This is a genomic window from Vibrio sp. ABH4_348, from assembly GCF_056159765.1.
This window is the reverse complement of the sequence record NZ_JBSWVW010000001.1, coordinates 1383504-1402428: the sequence shown is the minus strand read 5'-3', so window position 1 is coordinate 1402428 and position 18925 is coordinate 1383504. Positions and strand designations below refer to the sequence as shown.

Genomic DNA, 18925 nt, shown 5'->3' with positions numbered 1-18925 from the left:
TTGAATCTTGTAGTTAGCTCGTGCTTTTCGTATTGTGAAAGACGTACTACAACTCGACCTTGTAAAGCGCAACGTATCAAATGCAAAAGTTCTACTTTAACTTGTCCATTACTTATCAGGCGTTTCTTCAACATTACTCAGGTGCAGCATCTTCGGTATTAGTGGTTACCGATCAAGGACTCAAACTTCAATTACCGGCTGCCCGTTTTCGTCCGTTTTTAACTCAGTTGGGCATAAAAGGTCGTTTTAGATTGACAACTGACCAAAACAATAAGTTCTTGAAGCTAGAAATGCTGTAGATGGGCTTATTTCGCTAGATTAAATAATACATTTATCACAATAATTGAATTATTGTCTGGGCGGATTTAGCAAAATGGTAACGTTTTAGTGCTATTGCTTTTACAATAGTCGGGCAAGACCCGTTTTAAGCACTATGCTTAGATTAACCCAATAAAAACAGACAATTCGAAACGTGGAGTGTGTCTATGACCGCGCGTGAAACAATAATGCCGGTTCTTCTTGAAAAAGTGTACCAACTTATTCAAGACAAACTCGAACCTACCCAGCAATCCCTCGTTACTCAACTTGCTCAACATTTATTCAATAATATTTCTCAAGATGACTTGATAGAAAGAAACGAATCTGACCTTTATGGTGCGGTTGTCAGTCTTTGGAATCACGTCAATGAGAAACTGCACAATGATGTGTCCGTGAGAGTATTCAATCCGACAGTAAGCCGACAAGGTTGGCAGTCGACTCATACCATCGTTGAAATCGTCGTTCCAGACAGTCCATTTTTGGTGGATTCTTTAAAAATGGCATTAAGCCGTTTAGATATGTCATGTCATCTTATGTTGAACGGTCCCACACAGGTTGATCGAGATGATAATGGAATTATCACTGGTATTAACAGCGGAAGCGGACCGCTTCAATCTCTATTCCACTTGGAAGTGGATCGCCTAAGTAATAAAGAGCAAATGGGTATGCTCAAAAATGAGTTACTAGGCATTTTGTCTGACACAGGGTTAGTGGTTAGAGATTGGCTTCTTATGGTTGAAAAACTGGAAGAGGTAACCAACCAAGTTGGCAACCAAATTAAGAACTCAGCACTCGAATCTGAACACGTCGAAGAGTCAGTTCAGTTTCTTCGTTGGTTGGGCAACCATAATTTTACTTTCATGGGCTACAAAGAATATGACTTAGTCGGTGAAGGTGACAGCGCCGAGCTTAAACCCACTAAAGAATCTGGGTTGGGACTATTCGCTGACAGCAAGCGCGTTCGAGGTGTAAAACTGTCCGAGTTTTCTGACTCAGCACGTAAAGAGGCCAAAAAGCCTTACTTACTGATAGTAACTAAAGGTAACAAGCAGAGCCGCATTCACAGACCAGCGTATACCGATTACATTGGCATCAAAAAGTTTGATGAAAACGGAAAAGTCATTGGCGAACATCGCTTTACAGGACTTTACACGTCAGCGGTGTACAACCAGAGTGTTCAGAGTATTCCTTTGATTGGTGATAAAGTGGCGCGCATCTTGGCGCAAAGCGGTTATAGAGAGGGCTCTTATTCGTATAAAGCTCTGCACAACATTCTTGAAAACTACCCGAGAGACGAGCTACTGCAAGCAAAAGAGCAAGAGCTGCTTGAAGTGGGGACCGGTGTTGTACAAATGCAGGATAGAGACATGCTGCGTTTGTTTGTGCGTCGCGATCCATTTGGACGCTTCTTTAGCTGTATGGTTTACGTTACCAAAGAACGCTACAACACTGAGCTTCGTCGTCAAACTCAACGAATTCTTAAGCGGCATTTTGGCTGTGAGCAAGACGTAGAGTTCACCACGTATTTCTCTGAAAGCCCATTGGCTAGAACACACTACATTGTCCGTGTGGATAACAACAATAAAGACATTGATGTGAAGACAATTGAAAGAAATCTTATGGAAGCATCTTCGACTTGGGATGACCGTTTGTCCGAAGTGATGATAAGTAGCATGGGCAATAGCAAAGGTTTACCACTTTCAAAAGACTATTTACGTGCGTTCCCTCGTTCATACAAAGAGGCGGTATTGCCAAGCGCTGCGGTTGAAGATATCGAGCGCCTCGAAAAACTGAGTGATGACCATAAATTAGATATGTTGTTCTACCGTCCTCAAGAGGTCGGGATCAATTCTAAAGAGGTACGCTTAAAGCTATATCATAGGGACGAGCCGATCCACCTTTCTGACGTAATGCCAATGTTAGAGAACTTAGGTTTACGTGTAATAGGTGAGTCGCCATACGAGATAGTTAAATCTGATGGTCAAACTTTCTGGATTCTAGATTTCTCGATGCTGCATAAGAGTGAGAACTCGGTAGACTTGCGAGAAGCACGCGACCGATTCCAGCACGCTTTTGCGGATATTTGGAGTGGAAATATTGAAAGTGATGGCTTTAACCGCTTGGTTTTGGGGGCATCACTCACTGGCCGCGAAATCTCTATTTTACGCGCATACGCTCGTTACATGCGTCAAGTTGGCTTCCCGTTTAGCCAACAATACATCGAGGATACGCTTAATCACTATCCAAAAATAGCAACGGCGTTGGTCAAGTTGTTTGCCAAACGTTTTGATCCAAAAAACAAAGGCAGCCAAAAAGGTCAACAAGATCTTATTAAGGACATCACCGAGCAGCTGGATCATGTTGAAAGTTTGGATGACGATCGAATTGTCCGCCGATACATGGAAATGATCCAAGCAACATTGCGAACTAACTATTACCAAGAAGGTGAAGATGGCCAACCTAAACCTTGGTTGTCGTTGAAACTGAAACCAAGTGAAATCCCAGAGATTCCTCAACCGGTTCCCGCGTTTGAAATATTTGTCTACGCGCCTGATATCGAGGGTGTTCATCTACGCGGTGGTAAGGTTGCTCGTGGTGGTTTGCGTTGGTCAGACAGACAAGAAGATTTCCGAACCGAAATTCTCGGGCTGGTGAAAGCACAACAAGTGAAAAACACCGTTATCGTGCCAGTGGGTGCAAAAGGCGGTTTTGTATGTAAGAAGCAACACATGTTTACCTCGCGCGATGAGATTTTTGCCGAGGGTCAACGCTGTTACAAACGCTTCATTCGTGCTCTTCTAGATGTTGCGGATAACATTGTCGAAGGTCAGGTGGTACCACCTGAAAACGTGGTTCGCCATGATGAAGACGATGCTTATCTTGTCGTTGCCGCAGATAAAGGAACGGCTACATTCTCAGATCTTGCGAACTCTGTCTCTGCTGAATACAACTTCTGGCTTGGAGATGCCTTTGCATCCGGTGGTTCAAATGGTTATGACCACAAAGCAATGGGTATTACCGCTAAAGGTGGTTGGGAATCAGTTAAGCGTCATTTCCGTGAGCTTGGTATTGATTGTCAAAACGAAGACTTCACCGCAATGGGTGTGGGTGATATGGCGGGTGACGTGTTTGGTAACGGTATGTTGCTTTCCAAGCATATCCGCTTGCAAGCGGCGTTTAACCATCTGCATATCTTCATTGATCCTAACCCTGATGCTGCGAAAAGTTGGAAAGAGCGCGACCGCTTGTTCAACTTGCCAAGGTCTAGCTGGGAAGACTATAACCCTAAACTGATCTCCAAAGGCGGAGGCGTGTTCTCTAGACGAGCAAAATCCATCACGCTTAGCCCTGAAATTCAAAAAATGTTGGGTACCAAAAAGTCGACTGTGACACCAAATGAGTTGATCAAAAAGATCCTCAAGATGAAGGTCGACCTACTTTGGAATGGCGGTATCGGCACTTATGTGAAATCTTCGAAAGAGACGGATACTGATGTAGGTGACCGCGCAAATGATGCGTTGCGAATTAATGGTAACGAACTGCGTGCAAAAATTGTTGGCGAGGGCGGTAATCTAGGCTTAACCCAATTAGGTCGTGTGGAATACGCACTAAATGGCGGACGCGTTAATACCGACTTTGTCGATAATGTTGGTGGTGTGGATTGTTCTGATAATGAAGTGAACATCAAAATCTTCTTGAATAGTCTGGTGGCAGATGGAGACTTAACGGTCAAGCAGCGCAATAACATTCTTGAATCGATGGAAGATGAAGTCAGTGAAATCGTTCTTGATGATGCTTACTGTCAGTCAGAGTCAATTTCAGTCACTGAACATCAAGGTGTGTCATTGGTGAAAGAGCAAATTCGCTTTATTCATACAATGGAAAAAGCAGGCTATCTCGATCGAGCACTAGAGTACATTCCGGATGATGAAACACTACTTGAACGTGAAAAGCTTGGATTTGCATTAACGCGCCCAGAGCTTTCCGTTTTGGTGGCGTACGGCAAAATGGTGTTGAAAGAGCAGTTGGTAGATGAAGCGATCGCCAATGATCCATTCCATGCACAACGCTTGATCAATTATTTCCCATCTGAGCTTCGCGGCAAGTACGCTGACAAAATGGATACTCATCCACTGCGCGCAGAAATCATCGCAACTATGTTAGCCAATCAAATGGTTAACGAAATGGGTTGCAACTTCGTGACTCGACTTGAAGAAGAAACTGGGTCAAGTGTTGTTGATATTGCCAATGCGTACACCGCAGCAAGAGAAATATACAGCTTAGGTGAAGTATTTGAATCGGTCCGTAAGTTAGACAACATCGCTCAAAGCGACGCTCAGTACGATTTGCTGTTCTTCGTGCGTCGCACACTTCGCAGACTGACTCGTTGGTTACTGAGAAATAAAGTTTCAGTGAGTAACGTCAATGATCTGATAGCCTTGTATCAAAACGATGTTGATGAAGTGAAAGGTAAAATTGATATTACCTTGGTAGAGTCAGAAGTGACCGAGCACAAAGAGAAAGCACAGTCATGGATTGAAAAAGGCATCAGTAAAGATGTCGCTCATTACGTATCAAGACTGTCGAGTTTATACTCGGTCATGGACATTTCTTCCGTTGCGCGTGAAATCAATGTATCGGTCGAGCAGTGTGCAAAACTCTATTACACCTTGGGTGATAGATTGTCTCTGCATTGGTTCTTGAAACAAATTAACGGCCAAGCAGTTGATAATAACTGGCAGGCGTTAGCAAGAGCCGCTTTCCGAGAAGACCTGGATTGGCAGCAACGTCAATTGACTAGCCAAGTGCTCAATTGTAATTGCGGAGATGACGTCGATGTAATCAAAGCACTTGATGAGTGGATTGCCAAAAATGAGCTGGCTTTACATCGTTGGGAAAACATCCTCAATGAATTTAAAGTTGGTTCAGTGCATGAATTTGCTAAATTCTCAGTCGCATTGCGAGAACTCATGTTATTAAATTTGAATTGTTCCTCGAATGAGTAAATAATATAGCCCCGTTTGTACGGGGCTTTTTTCTTTCGGAGGCACAATGCTTTACCGTCTTGCCAGAGCTGGCTTATTTCAACTTGATGCCGAAAAGGCACATGATGTCGCAATTCAAAATTTCAAACGTTTCACTGGTACACCATTCGATCTCTTCTATCGTCAACAACTTCCTCACCGCCCAGTAGAATGTATGGGTCTTACGTTTCGCAACCCAGTTGGTTTAGCCGCGGGTTTGGACAAAAACGGTGAGTGCATCGAAGCATTTGATGCAATGGGTTTCGGTTTTGTTGAAGTAGGGACAGTAACACCTCGTCCTCAACCGGGTAATGACAAACCAAGGCTATTTCGTTTAGTAGAAGCGGAAGGCATTATCAACCGTATGGGGTTCAATAATGCTGGTGTCGACAACCTAGTCGAAAATGTCAAGAAAGCCAAATACGATTGTATTCTCGGTATCAATATTGGCAAAAACAAAGATACGCCAATTGAAAAGGGTACTGATGATTATCTGATTTGTATGGAGAAAGTGTATCAATACGCGGGATACATCGCGGTGAATATTTCATCTCCAAACACACCAGGATTGCGCTCGCTGCAATATGGTGAGGCGCTTGATGAATTACTTGAGCGATTAAAAGAAAAACAATCTGAGTTAGCAGAAAAACACGGAAGGTACGTTCCTGTAGCACTTAAGATCGCACCGGATCTTAGTGACGATGAGATTTCACAAATCTGTGAGTCTCTGATCAAAAATAATATCGATGGTGTGATTGCGACGAATACTACTCTTGACCGAAGCATTGTTGAAGGTATGAAACATTCAACGGAAGCAGGTGGACTCAGTGGACGTCCGGTTCAGTCGAGAAGCACCGAAGTGATCCGAACCTTAGCGAAAGAACTCGATGGCCGTTTACCAATTATCGGTGTAGGTGGTATCGATTCATTTGTATCAGCGAAAGAAAAAATGATGGCAGGTGCATCTTTGGTGCAAGTTTACAGTGGCTTTATCTATCATGGGCCAAACTTGGTCAAAGATATTGTTAAGAACATTTAATTGTCACACTGTCACAAAATATAGCTCGATGAATTTATAAACTATTCGTAAATAGTGAAAAGCAATTTAGCGTGAAATTAAGAGGAAACTGTTATGCAGTTTCCTCTTTTTATTTATCCGACCTTTACATACGATTATTTCAATCTGAAATCCAATTTAATCAATGTGTAGGGGAGGAGTAGTATGTTAAAGCCAAATGAAAGCTGGACTTGGTTCTATGATGACCACGAAGAACGTCTAATGCTGTCTTTGGATGATATGCACTTCAAAACCAATCTTGCACGAAAACTATTGGTGGAACACGCCAAAGGGGTCAATGAATTTTGTGTCGAAGATGCAACCGCATATCAAGCTTTTATTGAACAACTAGAGCAGCTCGACGATGTAAATCAATGGCGCGCTGCAGAACTTGCTCTATACGCTGTTGCAGCCAAGCGATTTCACAAACCCATTCAGCCCAAAAGTTGGTATTTCGACCACACTGATTATTCTGGTGATATCTTGCACGAAGGGGACTTAGTTCGCCTAAGTAATGCTCATTCTAATGAGCTGTTCCTCTTGGTTGAAGTAGGTGACAACGCAAGCCTTTGCATCTGTACGTCACTAGAAGGTTTCCAGCTTGATGGATGTAAATCGCTTAAATTTGGTGAACCGATAAAGGTTATGCACGACCGAATGGCACTAGCCAATCACGAGTTTCAAGTTTTGCCTATGGCCAAAGTTGGCTAAAGGTTAATCCCCAGGGCAAAGCCCTACGTTCATTTTCGTTCCTTTAATTTCATTTCCCACCGGCTTTAAAGCCGGTTTTTTTTTGTTTTCCGTTCTGTCAAACCAAAATTAGCAACTAAGCGTCACTATTAATTCGTGATGTTAATCCCTTTTTTGAAAAGACAATTACGTCTAAATCCTGGTGATTTTCGCTTGTTTTGAGCGGTATGCCACCTAAATTTCCCGTATTAGCTACGTTATGTAATAAATTTACAGTGTAAAAACAGCTCTGGTATATACCAATTATACGGCGAATAAGTATGCGCGCACTTCGTTCGAAAGCCCCTAAAATTGGGGTTCCAATAATGTGATAGGCAATTTGAGCGCTAAAATATGGAGCGATTTGGCTGGAAAGCGGTTTGATCACAAAGGTCTTGTGATAGGAAAAGGCTAAACAAGCTTTGAGTGCGGTGATTGGACTAAATTGAAGTGAATCACCTTTAATTCACTCAATGACTTGTATCTGAAGGCTGTGTACAACGAAGTTCAACTGAGTGATTAGATTTAAAACAGCTAGCTGAAGTTCGTGCAAAATAATTACGCTGTAACATATTTGACGATTTCAGTCGGTTCATGACTAACAAAACCTAAAATTTATAACGGAGTTGTCTTTGTTTTAATCAACAATTACGCATTGGCCGTTTCTTTTTTCGCTAAATGCCGCAGTAACTCTCATTCGCTCGGTAAACTAGGGTATAATGCGTCCCCAAATTTTCTTGAGTAGTCGTTTATGCACCAATATTTAGCAGTGACCGCTAATGGACTAGAGAACTTACTGGTTGATGAGTTAAAAGAACTTGGCGTCAGTAACCCAGAGCCGATTCAGGCAGGCGTAAAATTTAAAGCGAGCAATGAACTCATTTATCGATGCTGTCTTTGGAGTCGTTTGGCATCTCGTTTTGTGAAGGTGCTGAGTGAGTTTCGTTGCGAAGACGATATGGATCTCTACTTGTCAGTTAGTGCAGTGAACTGGACTCAGCAGTTCGCGGCGAACAAAAAATTTGTGGTGGACTTTAACGGAACTAATCGCGAAATTCGCAATAGTCAATATGGCGCGATGAAAGTTAAAGATGGCATTGTCGATAGCTTTGAAAAACAAGGCCATAAAAGACCGTCGATCGACAAAGATCATCCAGATCTACGTGTTCATGTCCGCCTACACAAAGAACAGGCTTTGCTGGGCATTGATATGGTTGGCAGTGGGCTTCACCAGCGCGGTTATCGCACCCGAGCAGGACAAGCGCCACTAAGAGAAACTCTTGCCGCTGCCATTCTTATCCGCAGCGGTTGGAAACCAGGTGAACCACTTTTAGACCCAATGTGTGGTTCGGGCACTATTGTAATTGAAGCTGCAATGATGTCTGCCAATTGTGCACCGGGTGTCAATCGTAAGTCTTGGTCTTTTGAGAATCTGAATGATTTTGAACGCGATATATGGACCGAAATAAAAAGTGAAGCCTCCGTTAAGGCAAAACGCGGCATAAATAAAGCAGAAGCAAATCTATTCGGCATTGAGCTAGAGCCTAAAGTATTGGCCGTTGCCAAAGAAAATGCCCAACGAGCAGGTGTACAAGACCTGATTTCTTTCTGCAAAGCGGATGCAACTATTTCAAGCCGTCCTCAAGGTTTTGATAAAGGCTTTATCGTATCTAACCCTCCTTATGGCGAACGATTGGGCACGCATCCAGGACTAATCGCTCTTTACACCGCATTTGGTGGCAACCTAAAGCATAACTTCCCAGGTTGTCACGTTTCATTATTAAGTAGCTCAGAAGAGCTGTTGAGCTGCTTGCGAATGCGTGCCGACAAAACGTATAAAGTCAGCAACGGTGCGTTACGCTGTCACCAGAAAAACTATCTTGTTTCAGATCGTGCTCGTGATGTTGCGGAAACTCAGATAAAAGAGGGCGGGAACAGTTCGACTCAATCAATTATCGCCCCTGATTTTGCCAACCGCTTGAAAAAGAACATTCAAAAGATAGGTAAATGGGCTAAAAAAGAGCAACTAGATTGTTACCGCGTCTACGATGCTGATTTACCTGACTACAACGTCGCGATTGATATTTATCCTGATCATCTTGTAATCCAAGAGTACGCAGCCCCTAAGAAGATTGCGCCAGAGAAGGCGAAACGTCGCCTTACAGACGTAATACGTGCTGCAATTCAAGTGACAGGAATCGATGCGAACAACGTCATTCTGAAAGTTCGAGAGAAACAGAAGGGTAAACAGCAATATCAAAAACTGTCACAACAAGCAGATCATTTAGAAGTTAATGAATACGGCGTTAAGTTAATCGTTAATCTTACTGACTACTTGGACACGGGGCTGTTTTTGGACCACAAGCTCACTCGTAAAATGCTTGGCGAGCTTGCCAAAGGTAAGAGTTTCCTCAATCTATTTGCGTATACGGGGTCCGCAACCGTCCATGCCGCCTGTGGTGGTGCGAAAAATACAACGACTGTGGATATGTCCAACACCTATTTAGCTTGGGCCAAAGAAAACATGGCACTAAATGGTCAAATAGGACGTCAACACCAGTTTGAGCAAGCGGATTGCTTGCAATGGTTAAAAGACTGCGATCGTACATTCGACCTTATTTTTATCGATCCACCAACGTTTTCGAACTCTAAACGAATGCAAGCTACATTCGACGTTCAACGCGATCACGTTGAATTACTAATAGATCTCAAGCGCATTCTAGCGCAGGACGGTACGCTAATTTTCTCAAACAACAAACGTCACTTTAAGATGGACATTGAGGCTCTGAAAGCCTTGGGTTTGGACGCGCAGAATATTTCTAGCAAGACGTTACCTCAGGACTTCAAACGCAATCAACATATTCACAATTGTTGGCGTATTACTCATTCAAAAGGATAGTAATGAAACTATTTAGCACGGAAGGCTGTCATTTGTGTGAACAAGCAGAGGAACTGCTTGCTCATCTAGGTGTTTCGTTTGAAAAGGTGGACATAGCCTTCGACGACGAGCTGTTTAAACGCTACGGTGTCACTATTCCTGTGGTTCATCACAACGAATCTGAGCTTAATTGGCCTTTTGATACACAAACTCTTACTAATTGGTTAAACGAAAATGGCATTAATAACAATTCATAATGGTCTGTTGGCATTTGGAGATCACCCATTACTCGATAATGCTGAATTTGCGTTACAGGATAACGAAAGAGTTTGTCTAGTTGGACGAAATGGCGCCGGAAAATCAACCTTAATGAAGGTTTTAGCCGGTGAAGTTCAAATGGATGACGGCAAGCTTACCGTGACGCAAGATGTAGTGGTGTCTCGTTTAGAACAAGACCCACCACGAAATGAAACTGGAACGGTTCACGATTACGTATCTGGTGGTTTGGCTGAGATTGGTGAACAACTCAAGATCTATCATGATCAGCTGGATCTGATAGCCGAAGACCCAAGCGAACAAAACATTAATAAGCTAGCTCGTATACAAGAACAGCTTGAACATACAGGTGCGTGGCGCTTTGAAGACCGAATTAAAAATGTGTTAACAGCATTGAAACTTGATGGCGCAACCAAGCTTTCAGAATTATCGGGCGGTTGGCAACGCAAAGCTGCGTTGGCCAGAGCGTTAGCCTGTGACCCTGATGTTTTGCTATTAGACGAACCGACTAACCACCTAGATGTCACAACGATCGAATGGTTAGAGAACTTTTTGAAAGACTTCAAAGGTTCTATTATTTTTATCTCTCATGACCGTGCATTCATTCAATCCATGGCAACACGAATTGTTGACCTAGACCGCGGCCATCTCAACTCTTTTCCTGGCGATTATCAAGGTTATCTGACAGGCAAAGAAGAGCTCTTACGAGTAGAAGAACTGCAAAACGCAGAATTTGATAAAAAACTCGCACAAGAAGAGGTATGGATTCGTCAAGGGATCAAAGCTCGCCGAACACGTAACGAAGGAAGAGTGCGAGCTCTTAAACAATTGAGGCGTGAACGTGCAGAACGTCGTGAAGTTCAAGGCAAAGTTAATTTGCAAATTGATGATGCTTCGCGTTCAGGAAAAATTGTGTTTGAAGCTGAAAACCTTCAATACGCATTTGAAGGCAATACTATCGTCAACAACTTTAGCTTTAACGTGATGCGTGGTGATCGTATTGCATTGATTGGTCCTAATGGCTGTGGCAAAAGCACATTACTAAAAATTCTTCTCGATGAACTAAAACCCGATTCAGGTCGCTTACATTGCGGAACCAAATTGGAGGTTGCATATTTCGACCAATATCGTGAGGCCCTCGACCCTGAGAAAACGGTTTTAGATAACCTTGCCGATGGCAAGCAAGAAGTGATGGTGGGCGGTCGTCAGCGACATGCGCTTTCTTACTTACAGGATTTCCTTTTTGCTCCTCACCGCGCCAGAACACCGGTTAAAGCCTTGTCTGGCGGTGAAAAGAATCGCTTATTGTTGGCGCGTATATTTCTTAAGTCCAATAACTTGTTAGTGTTAGATGAACCGACGAACGACCTTGATATCGAAACCTTGGAGCTCCTTGAAGATTTATTGGCCGACTACCAAGGTACATTACTTCTAGTCAGTCACGATCGTCAATTTGTCGACAATACAGTTACAACCAGTTGGATTTTCGATGGTAACGGACTAATAGAAGAGTTTGTTGGCGGTTATCACGATGCGATGCAGCAGCGTTCGCAAGTCATGGCCAGTCGACAGTCAATGATGGAAGCGGAATTAGCTAAACCTGCAGAGGTCAAAGAGAAAGTCAAAGAAAAGCCAAAAGCGAAAAAACTTTCGTATAAGCTTCAACGTGAATTGGAAGAACTTCCTGAGTTATTAGAAAAGCTAGAGGAAAAAATTACATCGCTGCAGTTACAAGTCAACGCACCAGATTTTTTCCAAAAAGATCCTAATGAAACACAGCAGACACTGGACAGCTTGGCAAAAGCTGAACAAGATCTGGAACACGCTTTTATCCGATGGGAAGAATTGGAAGAGATGAAATAGCACAATTACTGTGATTTCCATCACTTTAAATATGTAACCCTTGAAAAAAGACTATCTCTTTTTCATCACAGCCACTTAGGACAATCATTTTAATAGGTGATTAGCTAAGTGGCTGAATTTTAATCATGCCAACAGTGGTAACAAAATATCCTGTTATTGTAATCACTCAGTCAGTCTCACAAATTCAACACCAATGAGGTCGGAACGCTTGTAGTAAGTGATCTTTTGATCGATTCTAGAATGGTAGTGTTCATAAAAACACCACAAATCTTTCACACAAGTAGTACTAGAACTATGTATGAGGAAGTCATTATGAAGAGACAAAAGCGTGACCGTCTAGATAGAGCTCATTCCCAAGGTTATAAAGCAGGCCTTAACGGACGTTCTGTTGAAATGTGCCCATATAATCAGATGGATGCTCGGTCTTATTGGTTAGGCGGTTGGCGTGATGCCAGGGAAGATAAACAAGCTGGTCTCTATAAATAGCAGGTTCAATCCACATACAATAAGCCCCTTAAATGGGGCTTTAATATAACCCTAAGCGCACTATAACTAAAGCTGTTGATGAAAAATATAGCGACCATATTAGCCGCTACATAAACAAAAATCTTGTTAGAACGATGACGTGTCTTGGAACAAGCCAACTTTCAGGTCTTTCGCCACATAGATTTCTTTACCGTCTACCAACACGCGTCCATCAGCAAGGCCCATCACCAATCTGCGGTTAACAACACGCTTCATGTGAATTTCGTAGGTAACTTTTTTAGCCGTTGGGAGGATTTGGCCAGTAAATTTCACTTCACCAACACCAAGAGCGCGACCTTTGCCTTTGCCGCCAACCCAGCCCAGGTAAAAACCAACCAACTGCCACATTGCATCTAAGCCAAGACAACCTGGCATTACAGGGTCACCAGGGAAGTGACAATCAAAGAACCAAAGGTCTGGAGTGATATCCAACTCAGCTAAAATTAGACCTTTACCAAAATCACCTTCAGTTTCAGACATCTTGGTGATACGGTCCATCATCAGCATGTTTGGCGCTGGTAATTGAGGATAGCCTTCACCGAACAGTTCACCCTGGCTTGATGCTAGTAGGTCTTCGCGAGTGTAGGACTCTTTTTTGTTTTGCATTTTAAATTACTCCAATTTCGGATTAACGCATGTTAGTGTCGCCAACAGTGGCTTACAACTCCGATCAGTGTCAGAAGCGCCAATTTTTGATTTTACTTAGTAGTGTTTGCGGCTCTTCAGGTCGGTTGTAGTTGTCGATACGTTGAGCAATTTTGTTAATCACACTCTCTTCACCATCGCTAAATGGCTGGTCTAGTAGCAGTGGAATCGCTTCTTCAACCGTAGATACTGACCAAATATGAAATCTTCCTTCTGCAATACTCTCTAACACATCACGATTCAATGTGATGTGTTTTAAATTAGAGGCAGGTAAGATAACGCCTTGTTCTCCCGTTAAGCCGCGATGCTCACAGATTCGATAGAAGCTCTCAATTTTTTCGTTTAGACCACCAACCGCTTGAACGCGGCCAAATTGGTCTACAGCCCCGGTTACCGCAACGTTTTGATTGACAGGATATTCAGACAACGCACTCACAAAAGAACACAGCTCTGCTAGGGTAGCGCTATCGCCATCAACTTCACAATAAGATTGTTCAAAAACAACCGAAGCGGAATAGGGTAAGGGTTCATCCAAATTAAGAGCACTGCTCACGTAGGCTTGCATGATCATCATGCCTTTAGCGTGCAAATTACCGCCGAGATCCGCTTTGCGTTCTACATCGTTGACGTCACCATCACCAAAGTGAATCACGCATGAAATTCTCGCGGGCTCACCATAAGGTGTAGGGTGGCCTGGTACGTCGATAATGGTTAAGCCGTTAACTTGTCCTACGCGTTTTCCTTCCGTTTCGATGATGACTTGTCCATCGAGAATGTCAGCTCTTGCCCGCTCCGTCAGATACGAGTTAGCTTGGCTTCGTAAGCCAAAGACTTTTTGCACAGTAACGAGGTCTATCGAATTATCATCAAAACCCGATTCGAACTTCAGTTCAGCAAAAATTGACTGATACCAATTTAAGTCGAGAGGCAGGTAGTTATGGTCTTCAGTAATGCGTGAACCTTGAATGAACAATTCGTTCCAGGCTTCACAAGTTAAGGACACTTGGTATTTATTCGAAAAGTACTCAACAAGCCCAGTAATATTTTCTTCGCTAGTCTTAGTTTCAAGTTCAATCTCGGCAAATGACATAAGACCCGAGAACGATTCTGGTTCAATTGCTTCGATATCCGCCAATTGTTCTCTGTCACCTACAAAGATAACTTTCGCAGTTGTTTTTGTGACAGGGAGGTGATTGGCCACCCCAACACTTCTTTTGTGTTCAAGCGGTGTGAACTGCTTGTTATGCAATGAGGAACGCAACTTGGACCAAAGTTTGTGGTTTTTGATAAGCCAAGCGGCTGAGAGGACTATTAGTTGCGATTGCTCTAACAAGCCGTTGTTAATCGAAACGATGTCGCCATTGGCATCAGCGAAATAGTGACCAAACAAACACTCAGCGTCTAGTGATTCGCTTACTGTTGGCTCTAAGTCGCAGAATTCACGGAATACAGATCGGTATTCTGGAAGGTCAGGGGCGTTCACCAGCATGAAATTATGGTTGTCACCTAGACTGACAAAACGTTTTATTGCAACGTTTGCTTTCGCCTGTAACTGCCAATAACTCGAAATACTCGCCAAATTTTTAGAAAGCGCTGAATTAATTGCGTTTGTATAGTTAGGAACGAGATCGAACCATTGTTCTTTAGGCATAGGTCTCTGATAATATTCTTAAAACGTGTAAGTATAAATGCAAACCGCGTGGGCACCTAATACAATCCATAACAAGAGACATCTCTGAGATTGTTTGCTGTAAAATTCGCCATAATGTTTGCTAAACTTCCAAATAGGGTTACACTGTCACTGAGTGTCAGAGGAAGATTGATGAAGTACCAACAGTTAGAAAACCTAGAATGTGGCTGGAAGTGGAACTATCTGGTCAAAAAATGGAAAGACGGTGAAAAAGTCACCCGCCACATAGACAGCAGCATAGATAAAGCTGCTGTTGAAGAGTTGATCGCGATCGAACATGAACCTGTACAAGTTTTGGAATGGATAGATGTTCATATGGCTGAAGAGCTTGATAACAAGCTTAAGCAAGCAATTAGAGCGAAGAGAAAACGTCACTTCAATGCCGAACAAGTTCATACCAAGAAGAAGTCTATTGATCTAGACTACCGCGTATGGGAAAAACTCTCTCTCAAAGCCAATGAACTCGGTTGTACTTTGTCTGACGCCATTGAATACTTAGTCTCCGAAGCTAACCGAAGCGAGAAGGCTAGTAAAACGGTAACGAGCTTAAAAGAAGATTTGAGTAAGTTATTGTCAGACTAATGACCATACTTGCTAATAAGTGAGGGAAGGGTATGGAATATCTACTCGTAATCGCTATTGCCGCCATAGCTTGGTTGGTATTTATCGACAGGCCAATATTAAAAGTGACGATAAAGGCAGGAACGATTGCCAAAGTCAGAGGTCACTTTCCGCCCAAGTTTAGGCACAATGTCATTGAGATTGGTGAGGTCGTTCCTTACGATGGCGAATTTAAAGTCTATCAAACGCGACAAGGTGTTAAGCTAACCTTTTCTAAACAAGTCCCCAAAAAAATTCAGCAAAGAATACGCAATGTATTTCCCCATCAAGGATTTAAAAGCAAAGGCGAAAAACGGGCTTAAAAGCCAGGAGTCGAGCTACTGCTTCGACTATTGTCAATAATGTCACTAACGCTACATCTAGGCATTTGGATCTGCTACTCTTTAGTTATAAGTAGACTAGCAATACTCGGTGCATTTCTTGCTCATCACCAACAAAAAATACAATGAAGATGCCAACGCATTGGCACGAGAGGTTACTCGACTCACCTTAGAAAGACATTGTCGTTGGTTGGTCAGTATAAAGTACATTCTTGACCAGTCAGATGTGGATTCAGACTTAAGTCGTCAATCGGAATTCTGTGACACTGTAATTACAAAAGAAGCTGAAAGAGTCACCAAGAATCAACGACTTTTACTCGAGTGTGAAAGCGCTCGTGTGCAAGAGAAAAGACAGAAAGTGCTGGACAGACAAAAAGTACTAAAAGATGCCGTCAGTGAAGTTAAGGTTAAGACTCACGAACTGATGATAGAAAAACTGAAGGATTTGATTCCTGAAAAGCTGTTTGGGCGATTCCCCGATTTTTCTTACTTTGCTGAAACTGCGTATTCGCCTTCATTAACATTTACTAAACTGCAAACTCTCATCACCAATGACAACCAATTAAGCAATAATTTGGTCGAGCTTGTTGGCAGCCAGGCATTTTGTGCTCGAATGGGAAAACCGTCACGCAATGTCAATGACCCTAAAATGGCACTTGGGACACTTGGCGTGGATAATTGTCGATTGTTGTTTCCAGTTCTGATGGCCAAACCACTGCTAAGGTGGCATGACGACAATACCAAGAGTATTGCGCCAAAGCTTTGGCAAAACATGATACTGACTGCCAACGTTTGTCGCATGCGCTTGCAGGACAGTAAAACAAAATTCCCGGAAACTGGTGTTCTGTTAGGGGTACTGCGTTCGATAAGTTTGTTTGCCGTTGCCAATCAGTTCAGTCAGTTGTTCGAAGATGCGTTGATTGATCGCATGCAGCATTTTCGAGAGAAGAATATGCGCGAGCAGTATTATGCATGTGCCGAAATCAAACCAACACTCAGTGCGTTACCAGCAGTGATGTTATCGCTGGAAAACAAACTTACCCGAACCGTTGTTGACGCCATTGAATGGGCACCCAACAATATCCATTTAAAAAATGCACTGATAGAAGACCTCGATAACGTTCCGGTGATTGAACGCAGCGAATACGGCGCGGCGTTAGCGCAGGCACGAGCTTATGCAATTTTTGACGGGCTTGATAGAAGTGGCGTATTTGTAGAGAAACACAAACCGTTCTGGTTTGCTAATGTCCAAATGCCACCAAGTGCGTTGGAAAAGATCAGAAACTCGCATCCAGGTAAAATAGAACTTACGAAATAGAGTTTGCTTGTCTTAATCTCGTCGTGAGCGACGTATCATCTAACGTTCTGCTAAACCTTGTGTTAACGTAAGAAAACACAAGCAAGTATAGATGATTAGGAATGGTATGCAGAAACAAAATTCAAATGATCTGCCGGTGATCGCGCAAGTTGGGCATCCAGCTCTTCGTAAATCAGCAGGTCCAGTCACTGATATTCTTGCCGAGAGCTGCCAGCAGTTGATTGCCCAAATGATGCAAACGGTTGAAGAATCGAATGGTGTAGGGATAGCGGCACCTCAGATTTATAAGAGTTTGCGCATTTTTGTTATGAGCTCAAAACCTAACGTACGCTACCCAGATGCCCCACGAATGGATCCAATAGCCATTATTAATCCAGAAATAATCGAAACGAGTAAGGATATTGAAAAAGGCTGGGAAGGGTGCCTGAGTGTTCCTCAAATACGAGGTTTAGTTCCGAGATTCAAATCAATAAACGTACATTACTTCGATCAGTTAGGAAATGAACAAGAAACGGTTTTTGAAGGTTTTTTAGCTCGAATCTTTCAGCATGAGTTAGACCACCTCAATGGGTTAACATTTCTAGACCGAGTGGATTCTCCTCGTGACCTAATCAGTGAATCTGAATGGTATAGACAACACTCAACTTAGTTTAAATAAAGAACCAACATTAAGCTAAGTAGTTGAGGTAACACAGTGTATTCAAAAGTAATACTGATTGGCGGAGCACCAGGATCCGGGAAAACGACATTGGCAAGAGCGTTGGCATCTCGCCTAGGATATGCATGCATGTCTGCTGATGATATTTTAACTCTTGCAATAAATTTGACTACAAAAGAGACTCATCAAGACATTCATATAATGCGTAGTCAATCAGCGTATTCTTATTACACGAACAACTCAATTGAAAAGCTTATTCAAGATGCAGTTAAACAGCACCAAGCTGTTTGGCCACTTATAGAAGTTCTAATCCAAAAGCATTTACAAGATTCTCAATCACCAATCGTAATTGATGGGTGGTTTATGCATCCAACTTGGGTAAATAAAGCTGGTTATTCGAATGTTTCCACAATTTGGATACACGTAGACGCTAAGATACTGAGTGATAGAGAGTCCAAAAACCTTTGGTTTAGTCACGCAGAAAATCCACAAGTGATGCGCAATAATTTCTTAGGTAGAAGTCTTTGGTTCGACGAACTAATAAAAGATGAGGCCATTGAAACGAAACAGTTTTTGCTTGAGCAAGACGGAAATCAAACTGTAGAAAAACTCTGTGAAAAATCCATCGATTATCTAAATCGTTTAAGTTTAAACGAATCCAAATTTCAATAAGTCAGATCAGAATCTGTCAATCCCATTTTAAAATGTCCTGTTCTCAGCAAAGTAGAAATGTCCGGTTGTTTACTGAACTACACTTGTATGTGCCTAGTGTCATAATGGTGTTTGGAGGTAATGATGGGGAGCATTAACAAGGAGTCTTGGCATGAGTTCATGTTACTGAAAAGTGAGGAAACCCAAGCGAATGAAGCTTACGATAAGCTTGTAGAAGAGTTTAGGCTTGGGAGTGCTTCTAAAGATGAGTTAACTCAAGCTTGGATACGAAAGCAACAAGCGTACGAAAGTTATAAAGCGTTTAGAGATGATATGTTCTCTTCAGAATGAA

General features: G+C 42.5%; 16 protein-coding genes. 14 read left to right on the top strand and 2 right to left on the bottom strand.

What is annotated here, in order from left to right:
* The first annotated feature begins 80 nt into the window (after positions 1–80).
* From ACXAFJ_RS06280 to rmf, 8 genes are all read left to right on the top strand, one after another.
* Positions 81–299 carry a DUF2835 domain-containing protein gene (locus ACXAFJ_RS06280; protein ID WP_475322180.1) on the top strand — a complete coding sequence of 73 codons (219 nt, stop codon included), beginning with the start codon at positions 81–83 and terminating at the stop codon, positions 297–299.
* 186 nt (positions 300–485) lie between these two features.
* Complete coding sequence (locus ACXAFJ_RS06275) at positions 486–5324, top strand: NAD-glutamate dehydrogenase (RefSeq protein WP_475322179.1); 4839 nt, start codon at positions 486–488, stop codon at positions 5322–5324.
* A gap of 46 nt (positions 5325–5370) precedes the next feature.
* Entirely contained in the window at positions 5371–6381 is a 1011-nt protein-coding gene (pyrD, locus tag ACXAFJ_RS06270; RefSeq protein WP_475322178.1) for a quinone-dependent dihydroorotate dehydrogenase, read from the top strand.
* Positions 6382–6564: 183 nt separating this feature from the next.
* The gene (locus tag ACXAFJ_RS06265; RefSeq protein WP_475322176.1) at positions 6565–7110 is read left to right on the top strand and encodes a cell division protein ZapC; all 546 of its coding nucleotides are present in this window, start codon (positions 6565–6567) and stop codon (positions 7108–7110) included.
* Between the two features lie 769 nt (positions 7111–7879).
* The gene (rlmKL, locus tag ACXAFJ_RS06260; RefSeq protein WP_475322175.1) at positions 7880–10027 is read left to right on the top strand and encodes a bifunctional 23S rRNA (guanine(2069)-N(7))-methyltransferase RlmK/23S rRNA (guanine(2445)-N(2))-methyltransferase RlmL; all 2148 of its coding nucleotides are present in this window, start codon (positions 7880–7882) and stop codon (positions 10025–10027) included.
* 2 nt (positions 10028–10029) lie between these two features.
* Positions 10030–10263, top strand: a complete 234-nt coding sequence (locus ACXAFJ_RS06255) for a glutaredoxin family protein (protein ID WP_475322173.1) — start codon at positions 10030–10032, stop codon at positions 10261–10263.
* The gene (locus ACXAFJ_RS06250; RefSeq protein ID WP_475322172.1) at positions 10241–12145 is read left to right on the top strand and encodes an ABC transporter ATP-binding protein; all 1905 of its coding nucleotides are present in this window, start codon (positions 10241–10243) and stop codon (positions 12143–12145) included. Before ACXAFJ_RS06255 ends, ACXAFJ_RS06250 begins: the two co-directional genes overlap by 23 nt.
* A 312-nt stretch (positions 12146–12457) precedes the next feature.
* Positions 12458–12631, top strand: coding sequence for a ribosome modulation factor (gene rmf, locus ACXAFJ_RS06245; RefSeq protein WP_475322170.1), 174 nt, complete (start codon positions 12458–12460; stop codon positions 12629–12631).
* A 126-nt stretch (positions 12632–12757) separates the two neighbouring features.
* Here rmf and fabA read toward each other — a convergent pair whose 3' ends face one another.
* Both fabA and ACXAFJ_RS06235 read right to left on the bottom strand, forming a co-directional pair.
* On the bottom strand, positions 12758–13276 hold the full coding sequence (gene fabA / locus ACXAFJ_RS06240; RefSeq protein WP_475322169.1) for a bifunctional 3-hydroxydecanoyl-ACP dehydratase/trans-2-decenoyl-ACP isomerase: 519 nt from the start codon (positions 13274–13276) through the stop codon (positions 12758–12760).
* A gap of 70 nt (positions 13277–13346) precedes the next feature.
* Positions 13347–14966, bottom strand: a complete 1620-nt coding sequence (locus tag ACXAFJ_RS06235; RefSeq protein ID WP_475322167.1) for a S16 family serine protease — start codon at positions 14964–14966, stop codon at positions 13347–13349.
* A gap of 171 nt (positions 14967–15137) precedes the next feature.
* Between ACXAFJ_RS06235 and matP the strand changes: the two genes are divergently transcribed.
* The 6 genes from matP (at position 15138) to ACXAFJ_RS06205 (ending at position 18924) form a co-directional block, all read left to right on the top strand.
* On the top strand, positions 15138–15587 hold the full coding sequence (gene matP, locus ACXAFJ_RS06230; RefSeq protein WP_475322166.1) for a macrodomain Ter protein MatP: 450 nt from the start codon (positions 15138–15140) through the stop codon (positions 15585–15587).
* Between the two features lie 32 nt (positions 15588–15619).
* On the top strand, positions 15620–15928 hold the full coding sequence (locus ACXAFJ_RS06225) for a DUF3634 family protein (RefSeq protein ID WP_475322165.1): 309 nt from the start codon (positions 15620–15622) through the stop codon (positions 15926–15928).
* A gap of 118 nt (positions 15929–16046) precedes the next feature.
* Positions 16047–17264 carry an HDOD domain-containing protein gene (locus ACXAFJ_RS06220; RefSeq protein WP_475322163.1) on the top strand — a complete coding sequence of 406 codons (1218 nt, stop codon included), beginning with the start codon at positions 16047–16049 and terminating at the stop codon, positions 17262–17264.
* 106 nt (positions 17265–17370) lie between these two features.
* Positions 17371–17913 carry a peptide deformylase gene (gene def, locus ACXAFJ_RS06215; protein WP_475322162.1) on the top strand — a complete coding sequence of 181 codons (543 nt, stop codon included), beginning with the start codon at positions 17371–17373 and terminating at the stop codon, positions 17911–17913.
* 45 nt (positions 17914–17958) lie between these two features.
* Entirely contained in the window at positions 17959–18594 is a 636-nt protein-coding gene (locus tag ACXAFJ_RS06210; RefSeq protein ID WP_475322160.1) for a cytidylate kinase family protein, read from the top strand.
* Between the two features lie 123 nt (positions 18595–18717).
* Positions 18718–18924, top strand: coding sequence for a hypothetical protein (locus ACXAFJ_RS06205; protein ID WP_475322159.1), 207 nt, complete (start codon positions 18718–18720; stop codon positions 18922–18924).
* Position 18925 lies beyond the last annotated feature (1 nt).